The following is a 13046-nucleotide window of genomic DNA, read 5'->3' as shown; positions in this document are numbered from 1 at the left end:
GCCTCGATCGGCCCGCCCCACGTTTGCGCAAGCCCGGCGCCCGAAGTCACATAGAGCGTCTGGCCAAGCGGATGCGTATGCCAATGGGTGCGCGCGCCGGGTTCAAAGCTGACCAGCGTCGCCCTGAGCCGCGCCGGCGCCTCCTTCTCGATGATCGGTGTCTGCAGCACCTTGCCGGTGAAATACTTTTCCGGCGCAATGATCGTCGGCACGCTGCCGCACGCAATGATCTTCATCGTTCAAATCCTCAATCGTTGACGAAACAGCAAGCCGGAAGCGGCGCATCTCAGGATGTAGTTTCAACCGGCTATGAGGCTAGTGCAACGGGTCTTTCCGCTGCCAATGATGACAGCGTCGAAGCAGCTTTAGTGGTGCGTCAAATCTTTCTGTCAGCTGTTTAAAATACTGTCATAAATTGTTGCTTTTTAACCATAAAATGAGGCAGTCGGCCGAGCATTGGGGAACGAAGCAAGACAGTCGCCGCGCTCAATGTCTTTTTAACCGCTCGGCTCTAGCCATGGCCCGTGCTGTGGGGGGCGCGGACATGAGCATCTTGGCGACAATCAAGGATCATAGCGGCAGGATTTACCGCGGCATTCAGGCACTGCTCGTGGCGAGCATCGCCGCTACGGCAATTGCCGCCTTCGGACTGACCGAAGATGCCTCGCGCGCCACGGCTCTCGCCTTGTCGGCGATATCGACCGGCCTGGCGCTGCTGGTGCTGATGTATATGCGCTCGAGCGTCGTCCAGCGCCTGCAGTCGGCGGCGGACGCCGAAGCCGAGAAGCACCGCTTCCTCAGCGTCGACGCAATGACCGGCGCCATGACCCGGCGCTATTTCCTCGAAGCGTTGAGCGACAGTCTGGGCACCTTGCGCAACCGCCGGCAAGCGAGCCTTCTGTTGATCGACCTCGACCATTTCAAGCAGCTCAATGACACCTTCGGCCACCAGTTCGGCGACCTCGCGCTCGCTTATGTGGTCAAGGAGGCTGAGCGCATCTTTGACGACAGCCTTATCGGACGGCTGGGCGGCGACGAGTTCGGCGTCATCGTCCCGCATGGCGACACGGCTGCCCTCAACAAGGATGTCCGCCGGCTGCTCGACGCGATGCGGGCCGGAAAGCGGCATGAAGGCAAGGTCGTTCCGCTGTCGATCTCGTTGGGGGTTGCGCTTGCGCCGCTGCACGCTTCCAACCCCACCGAATTGATGTTGCTTGCCGATCTCGCGCTCTACGAAAGCAAGGCGGCTGGCCGGGGTCGTGTCACGGTCTTCGACGAGGAGATGCTGTCGGACAAGCGTTATCGCCGGCTCGTGGAGCGCGAACTGCGCGCGGCCGTCTATCTTGGCGAGTTGGAGCTCCACTATCAGCCGATCATGGGCGCCGAGGGCTCCATCGACGCTCTAGAAGGTTTGATCCGCTGGCGTCATCCCGTCCGCGGCCTGATCTCGCCGGCCGAGTTCATCCCGATCGCCGAGCGCTCGACCTTGATCGACATGATCGGCGAATGGGTGTTCAAGCGCGCTTGCGCCGATATCGGCCAGTTTCCGGGGCGACGCATCTCGATCAACGTCTCCGGCGAGCAGTTGAAGCGCGATGAGATCGTCACGATGTGCGACCGCATACTGCGCGAGACCGGCCGGTCGGCATCCGAGTTCATCATCGAGATCACCGAGACGGTCGCAACCGCCGCGACGCCGGAGATCCTCAGGCGCCTGGAAGCCTTGCGCGGGCTTGGCTTCGACATCGCGCTCGACGACTTCGGCACCGGTCATTGCGGCTTCAACTACCTGAAGACCCTGCCCATCGACTGCGTCAAGATCGACCGTTCCTACATCCGCAGCCTCGCCCACGACCAGGTGGCGCAGATCTTCGTTTCCGCGCTCGCCCAGATCGCCCGCATCCAGGACATCACCATCGTCGCCGAAGGCGTGGAGACGTCGGAGGAGTTCACCCTGGCTCGTGCGGCCGGCTGCAGCCGCTTTCAGGGCTATTTCTTCGGCAAGCCGGCGCCGCGCGACAAGACGAGCGCGCTCTGCGCTGCCGATAAACAGTCGCTGGCCCTGAGCGCCTGACAGACTAGGCGCGCTGACAGGCCAAGCGCTGCACAAACTGGGCGCGCCTGACAAAACCAAAGCCGGCGCACTTCCTATTTTTCTTGCCCTCTCCGCGAACCCGTGTGACGATGGCCTTGGGCAGGCGGTGAGCAACAACCCCGCCCGCGACGGCCGAACAGGCCGGCCGCCGCTCTTCACAGAGTGCGATCGGACGCAAAACCGGTTTCCACTTTTGCTGATCGCTCTCTTGGGAAACGCCTGAGTGGAGGTCAGCCATGGGTACTCGCGCCGGAGGACGACGCACGGGACCGAAATGCATTGCCATAGTCGGTCCCTTCGCAAGCGGTAAGACGACACTTCTCGAAGCAATCCTCGCCCGCACGGGCGCCATCCCCCGCCAGAATCCCGTTTCATCGGGCAACACAGTTTCCGATCATTCGCCAGAAGCCCGCGCCCACGCGATGAGCGTGGAGGCCACCTTTGCCACCACGGAATTCATGGGCGAGCAGTTCACCTTCGTCGATTGCCCCGGCTCCATCGAATTCGCCTTTGAGGCCGAGCCGGTGCTTGCAGCCTGCGATGTCGCAGTCGTCGTTGCCGAAGCGGACGAAAAGAAGATACCCGCGCTGCAGCTCATCATGCGCAAGCTCGATGACCTCGGCGTGCCGCGCATCCTGTTCCTCAACAAGGTGGACAAGGCGATCGCCGGCGTGCGCGAGACACTGAAGATGCTGCAGCCGGCGAGTTCGGTGCCGCTGCTGCTTCGCCAGATTCCGTTGCGCAAGGACGGCGTCGTCATCGGCTCGATCGATCTGGCGCTCGAGCGGGCCTATGTCTACCGCGAATATGCCGAGAGCCAGGTCGCCGAGATTCCGAACGACGACAAGGCGCGCGAACTCGAGGCCCGCTTCTCGATGCTGGAGACGCTGGCCGATCATGACGACCAGTTGATGGAGCAGTTGCTGGAGGAGATCGAGCCGCCGAAGGACGCAATCTTCGATGACCTTGCCGCCGACCTCCGTGCCGGCACGGTAACGCCGGTGCTGATCGGCACGGCGGAGAAAGGCAATGGCGTACTGCGCCTGCTGAAGACGATCCGCCACGACGCGCCGGACATCGAGGCGACCCGCAAGCGCCTGGGCGCGCCGGACGGCAACCAGACGGTCGTGCAGGTGATGAAAACCATTCACACCGCGCATGGCGGCAAGCTGTCCGTCTCGCGCGTGCTTTCCGGGCAGTTGGCCGACGCGGCCGAGCTTTTCCTCTCCAACGGCGACACGGCGAAGGTCTCCGGCATCTACAAGATGCTGGGCAAGGACCAGTTGAAGCTGCCATCGGCCGGGGCCGGCGACACCGTCGCGCTTGGCAAGCTCGACAACGCCAGGACCGGCCAGACGCTGAGCTCGGCCAAGGGCGGCATCAAACCTCTGGTCACGCTGGAATCGCCACAGCCGGTGTTCGCCTTCGCGCTGCGCCCCAAGGAGCGCAAGGACGAGGTCAAGATGTCGGCGGCCATCCAGAGGCTTGCCGAGGAAGACCCTTCGCTCAGCCTGCATCACAATCAGGACTCCGCCGAGACCGTGCTGTCGGGTCATGGCGAGATGCACCTGCGCGTGGTGCGCGAGCGCCTGGAGGGCAAGAACCAGATCCCGATCGAAGGCCATTCGCCGGCGGTGCCTTATCGCGAAACGATCCGCAAATCGGCACAGCAGCGCGGCCGCCACAAGAAGCAGTCAGGCGGCCACGGTCAGTTCGGCGACGTGGTGATCGAGATCAAGCCGCTGCCGCGCGGCTCGGGCTTCCAGTTCACCGACACCATTACCGGCGGCGTCGTGCCCAAGACCTACATCCAGTCGGTGGAGACGGGCATTCGCGACTATCTGAAGAACGGTCCGCTCGGCTTCCCGGTGGTCGATGTCGCCGTCAACCTGTCGGATGGTTCCTACCACGCGGTCGACTCCTCCGACATGGCCTTCCAGATGGCGGCGAAGCTGGCGATGAAGGAAGGCATGGCGGCCTGCTCGCCGGTTCTGCTGGAGCCGATCATGAAGGTCGAGATCGTCACGCCGTCCGATGCGACCTCGAAGATCATCGCGCTGATCCCGCAGCGGCGCGGCCAAATCCTTGGCTATGACGCGCGGCCCGGCTGGCCGGGCTGGGACGTGGTCGAGGCGACCATGCCGCAGGCCGAGATCGGCGACCTGATCATCGAGCTGCGCTCGGCGACGGCGGGCGTCGCCAGCTACAAGGCCGGCTTCGACCATATGGCCGAGCTGACCGGCCGCCTGGCCGACGAGGCGATGAACGCCAACGGCAAGGCCGCCTGATCGACTTGTCGAGAACACGAAAACGGCGCCCGGATTTTCCGGACGCCGTTCTTATTGCGGACCGTTTCCTGGGAGGCAAACGGCAGGTCCGCCGCAGCAGGAAAAATGGTTCGGACGCGGTAGCTGCCTGAGCCCGGCCTGTCCGAGTGATGCCCCCATCTCCCGGACCGACCAACCGCGTCCTATGATCTACTTAATCGATAGAGTGCGTCCGCGACATGTTACCCGATGTTACATGTCACTGTTACGTGGCTCCCGCGCACGCATTTCCGGTATCGGCGTGATCTTCGGGCAACAAAAAAGCCGGATCAATAAAGATCCGGCTGAGTTTGATTGGAAGTGCCGATTAGGGCTAACCTCCAGAGGGGAACACTCGAGGGCGCTAATGGGAGGAGAACGCGCCCTGGAGATGAACTATATATGTGCTCATCATGCCCAAGAAACAAGCATCTATTTTGCAACACACGCATGCAAAAAGACGCAGGCTGTGGTCCAACCCATTCCATGGACCGATAGGACCAGAAAAAAATCGCCGAATCTTGGGCATTTTCGCACTGAAAGCGATTGCTGATATGCAAATCGGGTCGGATTCTGCTCCCGAAATACGCTAAATTCAAAATGATGCGGACTCGGGCAGGTCGCGGTTATTTTTGCGGCAGGAAGGGCCTGATGCGGACTTTTTCGGCAATCGCCGGCAGTGCGCTGTTCCTGATTGCGGCACCTGGCGTGGTCGCAGGGCTGATACCCTGGCTGCTGACCGACCATTATCGCATGCCGCTGTCCATGGTGCCGGGTTTCGTGCCTCTGGGCTGGATCCTGGTGATCGGTGCGGCGGGGATCCTGCTTCACGCCTTCGCCCGCTTCGCCCTGGAGGGCCTTGGCACCCCCGCCCCCGTGGCGCCCACCGAGAAACTGGTGGTCGGCGGCATCTACCGCCATGTGCGCAATCCCATGTACGTCGCGGTGCTCTCGATCATCCTCGGCCAGGTGCTCATCTTTTCGAGCTGGGCCGTTTTCGTCTACGGCCTGATCGCCGCGGCGGCGATGATCTCCTTCGTCAAGGTCTACGAGGAGCCGACGCTCGCCCGTCGCTATGGCGCCGAATACGAAACCTACCGCCGCGCCGTGCCCGGCTGGCTGCCGCGCATCACGCCCTGGCGCGGGTAGCAGCTTACGCCCGACGGCGTCTCAGAATGACCAGCTGCGCGCCTTTGCGATGATGAAATCGCGGAACACATGCAGCTTTGCCTGGTTCTTCATCGCATCCGGATAGGCGAAATAGGTGTCGAAGGACGGCACCTCGGTCTCGGGCAGCAACTGGACCAGGTTGGAGTCCTTGCTGATGACGTAGTCGGGCAGCATGGCGATGCCGGCGCCGCCTTGCACCGCGCGCTTGATCGACAGGATGTCGTTGATCTGCAACGTCGGCACCCTTTTCCCGCCCTCGAAATCGCCCACCGTCTCCAGCCAGTTCAGTTCCGACAGATGCGCGGGCACCGGCACGCCGAAAGTGACGATCCGGTGGTTCCTGAGCTCGGCGATCGAGGCCGGCTTACCGAACTTGGCCACATAGGAAGGGGCCGCATAGAGATGGAAATGCACGGTGAACAGCCGGCGCTGGATGAGATCCGGCTGCTGCGGCTGCCGCAGGCGGATGGCGCAGTCGGCCTGGCGCATGGTGAGGTCGAGCTCCTCATTGGCGAGGATGAGCTGCAGGCTGATCTCGGGATAGAGCTCGATGAATTCCTGCACCCGCTCGGTCAGCCAGCCGGCGCCCAGGCCTACCGTGGTCGTGACCCTCAGGACGCCGGAGGGGCGATCCTTGGTCTCGGTCAGCCGCGACTTGATCGTCTCCAGCTTCATCAGCACGTCATGTGCCGTGCGAAACAGCATCTCACCCTGCTCGGTCAGCACAAGGCCGCGCGCGTGGCGATGGAACAGCGCCACGCCGACGTCATGCTCCAGCGCGCTGACCTGCCGCGAGATCGCCGATTGCGACAGATGCAGCGTCTCGGCGGCATGGGTGAACGACCCAGCCTCCGCCGCAGCGTGAAACACGCGTAGCTTGTCCCAGTCCAGCGCCATGATTCCCCTCGTGTTGCCTTTGGCGTCTGAATGAAAAATCAGGCTTTTAAACGGCTTTTCTCAGCCGATCGCTTATTCCGCCGCTTCGCGGTGAACTTCGATCCCCGCCAGATATTTCTCCGCCTCGAGCGCGGCCATGCAGCCCAGCCCTGCCGCAGTCACCGCCTGCCGGTAGACGTCGTCGGTAACGTCGCCGGCGGCGAACACGCCGGGCACGTCGGTGCGGGTGGAATCGGGTGCCGTCCACAGATAGCCGTTCGGCTTCTGCTTCAGCTTGCCGGCGAAGAGCTCGACCGCCGGCGCGTGGCCGATCGCCACGAAGACGCCGTCGACCTTCAGCCGCGACACGTCTCCGGTCGCCACATTGCGCAGCTTCAGGCCCTCGACCGAAGGCGGCAGCGGCGCCTTGCCCGGCTGCCCGGTGATCTCGTCGACGACCGTATCCCAGATGACGCGCACATTGTCCTTCTTGAACAGCCGCTCGCGCAGGATGCGCTCGGCGCGGAAATCGCCGCGCCGGTGGATGACGGTGACGCTCTTGGCGAGATTGGCGAGGTAGAGCGCCTCCTCGACCGCCGAATTGCCGCCGCCGACCACAGCGACATCCTTGCCGCGGTAGAAGAAGCCGTCGCAAGTGGCGCAGGCCGAGACGCCGAAGCCCATGAAGGTCTGCTCCGAGGGAATGCCCAGCCACTTGGCCTGCGCGCCGGTGGCGATGATCAGGGCGTCCGCGGTGTAGACCGTACCGGAATCGCCGGCGGCGCGGAACGGCCGCACATTGAGGTCGACCTCGGTGATGATGTCGTTGACGATCTCGGTGCCGACATGCTCGGCCTGCTTGAGCATTTGCTCCATAAGCCAGGGGCCCTGGATCGGATCGGCGAAGCCCGGATAGTTTTCGACGTCGGTGGTGATCATCAGTTGGCCGCCCTGCTGCAGGCCGGCGACAAGCATCGGCTTCAGCATGGCGCGGGCGGCGTAGATCGCCGCCGTATAGCCGGCCGGACCGGAGCCGATGATGAGAACGGGCGCATGTTTGGTGTTCATGAATAAAGTCCCCTGCGGCTCAAGGCCGTGGTTTGTCGCGCGTAATGTAAGTGCTGCCCGCCAAGCCAGCAAGGCAACTCGGCCTTCGTCCCCGGAAAGCTTCGTCACATGCATACCGGGCCATATCGCTGCCCGTTATCAGAAAAATCATCGTAAAGGGATGGCCTCCGGCACGAAACCTAATTACAAAATCGCGAAAGATTCTTGCGCGAAAGCCGACCATGCCGCTCAAAGCCGATCTCGACGCCATCGACTGGAAGATCCTGCGCGAGCTGCAGAATGACGGGCGCATGACCAATGTCGAACTGTCGAACCGGGTCGGCATCTCGGCGCCGCCTTGTCTGCGGCGCGTCAGGCGGCTGGAAGAGGCCGGCATCATCCGCGGCTACCGCGCGCTCCTCAACGCGCCGGCGCTCGGCATGGATGTCGTCGCCTTCTGCCTGATCGGCCTGCACCATCAGGCCGATGCAGAGCTGAAGACCTTCGCCGAACGCACGCGCGGCTGGCCGATCGTCCGCGACGCCTGGATGGTGTCGGGCGAGTCCGATTTCCTGCTGCACTGCGTGGCGAGCGACCTCGGCACCTTCCAGACCTTCGTCATCGAGGAGCTCGCCTCGGCCCCCAATGTCGACACGGTGCGCACCGCGCTGACCATCCGTCGCGTCAAGGACGAGGGGCTGGTGGCCTTCGAGATGAAGCCCTAGACCCTGCCGCGCTCAGCAATAACGTCGCACAGCTTCCGATGATCGTTGCCTGTCATCAGCTTGCGCGCGGTGAAGGCGCCGTCGCCAAGTTTTCGGTTGACCCGGCTTCCGACTTGCCAGCCTTCCACCAGCCCGGCCCGCCGCCCTGCCTCCATGTCGTCGGCCTTATCGCCAACGATGATCGAGCGACCCGTGTCTAAGTTCAATAGATCGCGGGCGCACAGGAGCATTCCCGGATTGGGCTTGCGCATCGGATGATCGTCTACCGCCAGAACACCCGTGCCGCTTGAATGATAGGCACAGGCAAGCACAAGATCGATCTCGCATTCTTCCGCGTCGAGAAGCTGCAAGAGTCGGCCATTGACTGCCGCGAATTCCGGCCAGCCGAAATAGCCGCGCGCGATGCCCGACTGGTTCGAGACAATGATTGCCGGAAGCCCGACAAGGTTGGCGGTTCGGATGACCGGCAGCATCTCCGGCCGCAGGACAATATCTGCAGGGTTGCTCGGATAGCTGGTATCGACATTGATCGTGCCGTCACGATCGAGAAAGACCGCCGGAAGGCCGGCTGGAAAGGTTCTGGCGCTGGTCCGCTCGACCCACAGGCCGGGCTCGACAAGCGGAAACTCAGCGCCGCCGTCAGCCATTGCTGAGACGCGCTTCGACCGCCTCGCACAGATGGTGGTAGAGGCAAAGATGCCCCTGCTGGATGATTGGCGTCGAGGTCGACGGCACGTTGAGCAGGATATCGGTCAGCGGCCTGAGCTTGCCGCCGGTGTCGCCGGTGAGGCTGATCACCGTCATGCCCATCGCCCGCGCCTGCTCGGCGGCCGCAAGGATGCTCGGCGAATTGCCGCTGGTCGAGATGGCAAGCAGCACCGCGCCCTCCGATCCATGTGCCTCGACCTGGCGCGAAAAGACCGTGTCGAAGCCGTAGTCGTTGCCCCAGGCGGTCAGCACGGCGGCATTGGCCGGCAGCGCGATGACGTTGTAAGCCTTGCGCTCCTTGAGGAAGCGGCCGACCAGTTCGCCGGCAATATGGATGGCGTCGCTCGCCGAACCGCCATTGCCGCAGATCAGCAGCGCCTTGCCTTGCGAGAGCGCCGTCACGACCGTGCTCACCGCGCGTTCCATTTCACCGGTGAGGTCGCGCTCGACCATCGCCGAGATCGCCGCCGCCGAGCGGACCAGATAGTCGTTCAGTTCGGACATGAAATCCTCAATTCGTGCCGCCGGCGCGCAGCTTGCCTATCGTACCGGTGGTGCTTTTGCCGGCAACGAGGTCGACCAGCACCACGCGCCCGCCTGCCTTCTGGACCACGTCGGCGCCGACCACGGTGTCGACGGTGTAGTCCGCGCCCTTGACCAGGATGTCCGGCAAGAGCGCCTCGATGAGCGCCAGCGGCGTGTCCTCCTCGAAGACGACGACCGCATCGACCGAGGCAAGAGCCGCGAGCACGCAGGCGCGGTCATGCTGGTCGTTGACCGGGCGCCCCGGCCCTTTCAGCCTTCGCACCGAGGCATCGCTGTTGAGGCCGAGCACCAGCCGGTCGCACTGGCTGCGCGCGGCATGAAGCAGGCTGACATGGCCGGCATGCAGGATGTCGAAGCAGCCATTGGTGAAACCCACCGTCAGCCCCTCTTCCTTCCAGGCCGCCACCATCCGCGCGGCTGCACTGGCGTCCAAAATGGCATCCTTGTGGGCGACCGGCCCGTGCGAGCGGAACAGCGCGCCGGAGAGCTCCTCGACCGTCAGCCGTGCCGTGCCGCGTTTTCCCACCACGACGCCGCCAGCGGCGTTGGCGATTGTAGCGGCCTGCACGCGATCGGCGCCTGCGGCCAGTGACAGCGCGAAGGTTGCGATGACCGTGTCGCCGGCGCCGGAGACGTCGAACACTTCGCGCGCCTGTGTCGAGATATGGCGGGCATCCTCCGCCGTGACGACGCTCATGCCCTTTTCGCTGCGCGTGGCGACGATGAACTCGAAGTCATGCACGGCGATCAGGTCGCGTGCCGCAGCCGTGATCTCGTCGTCGCCGAACACCGCGCGTCCGACCGCCTCGCCAAGCTCCTTGCGATTGGGCGTGACCGCCGTCGCGCCGGCATAACGCGCATAGTCTCGGCCCTTCGGGTCGACCAGCACCGGCTTCCCGGCATCGCGGCAGATCGCGATCAAATCGGCCGCCACGCCGTCGAGCAGGATGCCCTTGCCATAGTCGGACAGGATGACGATGTCGGCGCGCGCAAGCGCTGCCTGGAAATGCTCGACGAGCGTCGCGCGCTCGCCGCGGGACAGCGGCTTGATCTCCTCCTCGTCGAAGCGCAGCACTTGCTGGTTGAGCGCGCTGAAGCGGCTCTTCGACGAGGTCATGCGGTCTTGCCGCTGTGTCAGGCCATCGGTATCGGCGCCGAGTTCGCCGAGCATGCGCATGAGGTTGTCGCCGGCCTGATCGGCACCGATCACGGACACAGGGATGGCAGCGCCACCCAGCGATACGATGTTGGAAACGACATTGCCGGCGCCGCCCATGGCCAGCATCTCGCCCCGCCCATGCAGCACCGGGATAGGCGCCTCGGGCGAAATGCGCTCGATGACGCCGCTGACGAAGCGGTCGAGGATGAAGTCGCCAACCACCAGCACGGTAACGTCGCCAAAGCGGGCGATGGCACGATGCAAGGGTTCCGGGGAAGGCAGATGCTGCTTGATCATCTCACTGGCACGCGCCTGAAAGGCGGTTTCTTGATCAGGGTTGCAGCGCCGGAAATCCGGCGCCCATGGTTCTTCGCGATGCCGATATACCGCAATTGGGGCCAGCGCAACGCCGGGCCGGGGCGAACACGCGCGAGTGAAGCGTGAGCTTTGCGGCGCGACTGTGGCCGAGCGAACGTCCTACATGCGTTTGACGTGCTTTATCGACACTCCCACCGGCGTCCCCTATAAGAGCCGGAATCGGCAACGGAACCAGAGGCCTTCATGATCATCGTCACGGGCGGCGCCGGCATGATCGGCTCCAACATCGTCGCCGCGCTCAATGCCGAGGGGCATGACGACATCGTCGTCGTCGACGATCTCACCGACGGGCACAAGATCGCCAATCTGGCCGACCTCCGCATTGCCGACTATCTCGACAAGGACGAGTTTCTGGCCCGGCTGGAGGACGGCGGGCTCGGCCGCATCGAGGCTGTCTTCCATCAGGGCGCCTGCTCGACCACCACCGAATGGAACGGCAAGTTCATGATGGACGTGAACTATGCCTATTCGAAGCGGCTGCTGCACGCTTGCCTCGCGCTGCGCGTGCCCTTCCTTTATGCCTCGTCGGCCTCGGTCTATGGTGGCGGCAGCGAATTCCGCGAGGAGCCCGAGTGCGAGCGCCCGCTCAACGTCTATGCCTATTCCAAGAAGCTCTTCGACGATTACGTCCGCCGCAACGTCGACACCGACCATTCGCAGGTGACGGGGCTACGCTATTTCAACGTCTACGGACCGCGCGAGGCGCACAAGGGCGCCATGGCATCGGTTGCCTTCCATCTCTTCAACCAGGTCGAGCAAGGCCAGAACCCGAAGCTGTTCGGCGCCTATGATGGCTTCGGTCCGGGCGAGCAGAGCCGCGACTTCATCCATGTCGGCGATGTCGCCGAGGTCAATCTGTGGCTTTGGAAACGAGGCCTGAGCGGCATCTTCAACTGCGGCACGGGCCGCGCCCAGCCGTTCCGCGCCATCGCCGAGACGGTGATCGGCACACTCGGCAAGGGTGAGATCGAATTCATCCCCTTCCCTGACCACCTCAAGGGCAGCTATCAGAGTTTCACGCAGGCCGATATGTCCCGCTTGCGCGCGGCCGGCTACAATGGCCAATTCCGAACCGTCGAAACCGGCGTCAGAGACTATGTCGAATGGCTGAGAGCCCAACGATCCTCGTGATCGGCCCACGCTGGGTGGGCGACATGGTCATGGCCCAGTGCCTGTTTTCGGCGCTGAAGGAACAGCATCCGAACGCCGCGATCGACGTGCTGGCGCCTGGCTGGGCCGCACCCTTGGTCAAGCGCATGCCCGAAATACGCTGTCAGATCGACTTTCCGCTGATGCCCGGCGCGCTGGAATTCCGCAGCCGCAGGCGCTTCGGCCGCCTGCTGCGCGGCCGCTACGACATGGCCTATGTGCTGCCGGGAAGCTGGAAATCGGCGCTGATCCCGTTCTTTGCCCGCATTTCGCGCCGCGTCGGCAATTTGAGGGAAATGCGCTACGGCCTGCTGACCGATATCGTTCCCCTGCCCGACGCCCTCAAGCGGCGCACGGCGCGCGCTTATTTCGGCCTTGCGCGCGGCGGCACGTTTCGCGCGCCGAAGCTCACTGTCGACACAGCCAACCAGACGGATCTGCTGGCGCGGTTCGGGCTCGACGAAAAGAAATTCGTCGCCTTGATGCCTGGCGCCGAGTTCGGCCCGGCAAAACGCTGGCCGAGCGAACATTATGCCGAGCTTGCACGAGGAATGATGGCAAAAGGTTTGGGTGTCGCCCTGCTCGGCTCGAAGAACGACGCCGAGGTTACCGGCGAGATCGCAAGGCTCGCGCCGGGCTCTGTCGATCTTGCCGGCAGGACGCGGCTCGAGGATGCCATCGACCTGATCGCCGCGGCGAAGCTTGCGGTCTCGAACGACAGCGGGCTGATGCATGTCGCGGCCGCCGTCGGCACGCCGATCGTCGCCGTCTACGGCTCGACCTCGCCCGAGAACACGCCGCCGCTGACCGATCGCTCGGAACTGATCTGGCTTCATCTTTCCTGCTCGCCCTGCCACAGCAAGACCTGCCCGCTCGGCCATCTCAAC

General features: G+C 63.7%; 11 protein-coding genes and 1 pseudogene. 6 read left to right on the top strand and 6 right to left on the bottom strand.

Annotated features, from left to right (window positions below; genetic code table 11):
• Positions 1 to 236, bottom strand: a pseudogene (locus tag EOA29_RS10535) (cupin domain-containing protein); the annotation flags it as partial.
• 308 nt (positions 237 to 544) lie between these two features.
• Here EOA29_RS10535 and EOA29_RS10530 point away from each other — a divergent pair.
• The 3 genes from EOA29_RS10530 to EOA29_RS10515 all read left to right on the top strand — a co-directional run bounded on the left by EOA29_RS10530 (position 545) and on the right by EOA29_RS10515 (position 5550).
• Positions 545 to 2074 (top strand): EAL domain-containing protein, encoded by a 1530-nt coding sequence (locus tag EOA29_RS10530; RefSeq protein ID WP_126092439.1) that lies wholly within the window; start codon positions 545 to 547, stop codon positions 2072 to 2074.
• 257 nt (positions 2075 to 2331) lie between these two features.
• Positions 2332 to 4383, top strand: a complete 2052-nt coding sequence (locus EOA29_RS10520) for an elongation factor G (protein ID WP_126092437.1) — start codon at positions 2332 to 2334, stop codon at positions 4381 to 4383.
• Positions 4384 to 5052: 669 nt separating this feature from the next.
• Complete coding sequence (locus EOA29_RS10515) at positions 5053 to 5550, top strand: isoprenylcysteine carboxylmethyltransferase family protein (protein WP_126092436.1); 498 nt, start codon at positions 5053 to 5055, stop codon at positions 5548 to 5550.
• Positions 5551 to 5571: 21 nt separating this feature from the next.
• On the opposite strand, the gene EOA29_RS10510 is transcribed toward EOA29_RS10515, so the two are convergent.
• Both EOA29_RS10510 and trxB read right to left on the bottom strand, forming a co-directional pair.
• Positions 5572 to 6468, bottom strand: a complete 897-nt coding sequence (locus EOA29_RS10510; protein WP_126092435.1) for a LysR family transcriptional regulator — start codon at positions 6466 to 6468, stop codon at positions 5572 to 5574.
• Positions 6469 to 6540: 72 nt separating this feature from the next.
• On the bottom strand, positions 6541 to 7515 hold the full coding sequence (gene trxB / locus EOA29_RS10505) for a thioredoxin-disulfide reductase (protein ID WP_126092434.1): 975 nt from the start codon (positions 7513 to 7515) through the stop codon (positions 6541 to 6543).
• A gap of 221 nt (positions 7516 to 7736) precedes the next feature.
• Between trxB and EOA29_RS10500 the strand changes: the two genes are divergently transcribed.
• Positions 7737 to 8219, top strand: coding sequence for an Lrp/AsnC family transcriptional regulator (locus EOA29_RS10500; protein ID WP_126092433.1), 483 nt, complete (start codon positions 7737 to 7739; stop codon positions 8217 to 8219).
• On the opposite strand, the gene EOA29_RS10495 is transcribed toward EOA29_RS10500, so the two are convergent.
• From EOA29_RS10495 to rfaE1, 3 genes are read right to left on the bottom strand one after another with little or no spacing between them, the layout of a single operon-like run.
• Positions 8216 to 8866, bottom strand: a complete 651-nt coding sequence (locus EOA29_RS10495) for an HAD-IIIA family hydrolase (protein ID WP_126092432.1) — start codon at positions 8864 to 8866, stop codon at positions 8216 to 8218. The genes EOA29_RS10500 and EOA29_RS10495 overlap by 4 nt on opposite strands.
• The gene (locus tag EOA29_RS10490; RefSeq protein WP_126092431.1) at positions 8859 to 9431 is read right to left on the bottom strand and encodes an SIS domain-containing protein; all 573 of its coding nucleotides are present in this window, start codon (positions 9429 to 9431) and stop codon (positions 8859 to 8861) included. The genes EOA29_RS10495 and EOA29_RS10490 overlap by 8 nt, the downstream gene beginning before the upstream one ends.
• A 7-nt stretch (positions 9432 to 9438) precedes the next feature.
• Positions 9439 to 10929, bottom strand: a complete 1491-nt coding sequence (gene rfaE1 / locus EOA29_RS10485) for a D-glycero-beta-D-manno-heptose-7-phosphate kinase (RefSeq protein ID WP_126092430.1) — start codon at positions 10927 to 10929, stop codon at positions 9439 to 9441.
• A gap of 264 nt (positions 10930 to 11193) precedes the next feature.
• On the opposite strand from rfaE1, the gene rfaD reads away from it, so the two are divergent.
• Entirely contained in the window at positions 11194 to 12141 is a 948-nt protein-coding gene (gene rfaD, locus EOA29_RS10480) for an ADP-glyceromanno-heptose 6-epimerase (RefSeq protein WP_126092429.1), read from the top strand.
• The coding region (gene waaF / locus EOA29_RS10475; RefSeq protein ID WP_127220859.1) for a lipopolysaccharide heptosyltransferase II at positions 12114 to 13046 on the top strand (933 nt) is incomplete at its 3' end. The genes rfaD and waaF, both read left to right, overlap by 28 nt.

It is taken from the genome of Mesorhizobium sp. M1E.F.Ca.ET.063.01.1.1 (assembly GCF_003998155.1).
Taxonomy (GTDB): domain Bacteria; phylum Pseudomonadota; class Alphaproteobacteria; order Rhizobiales; family Rhizobiaceae; genus Mesorhizobium.
This window is presented reverse-complemented; position numbering and strand designations above follow the sequence as displayed.

Coding starts and splice junctions, on each gene's coding strand:
- EOA29_RS10530 (WP_126092439.1), top strand. CDS start 545: ATGAGCATCTTGGCGACAATCAAGGATCATAGCGGCAGGATTTACCGC.
- EOA29_RS10520 (WP_126092437.1), top strand. CDS start 2,332: ATGGGTACTCGCGCCGGAGGACGACGCACGGGACCGAAATGCATTGCC.
- EOA29_RS10515 (WP_126092436.1), top strand. CDS start 5,053: ATGCGGACTTTTTCGGCAATCGCCGGCAGTGCGCTGTTCCTGATTGCG.
- EOA29_RS10510 (WP_126092435.1), bottom strand. CDS start 6,468: ATGGCGCTGGACTGGGACAAGCTACGCGTGTTTCACGCTGCGGCGGAG.
- trxB (WP_126092434.1), bottom strand. CDS start 7,515: ATGAACACCAAACATGCGCCCGTTCTCATCATCGGCTCCGGTCCGGCC.
- EOA29_RS10500 (WP_126092433.1), top strand. CDS start 7,737: ATGCCGCTCAAAGCCGATCTCGACGCCATCGACTGGAAGATCCTGCGC.
- EOA29_RS10495 (WP_126092432.1), bottom strand. CDS start 8,866: ATGGCTGACGGCGGCGCTGAGTTTCCGCTTGTCGAGCCCGGCCTGTGG.
- EOA29_RS10490 (WP_126092431.1), bottom strand. CDS start 9,431: ATGTCCGAACTGAACGACTATCTGGTCCGCTCGGCGGCGGCGATCTCG.
- rfaE1 (WP_126092430.1), bottom strand. CDS start 10,929: ATGATCAAGCAGCATCTGCCTTCCCCGGAACCCTTGCATCGTGCCATC.
- rfaD (WP_126092429.1), top strand. CDS start 11,194: ATGATCATCGTCACGGGCGGCGCCGGCATGATCGGCTCCAACATCGTC.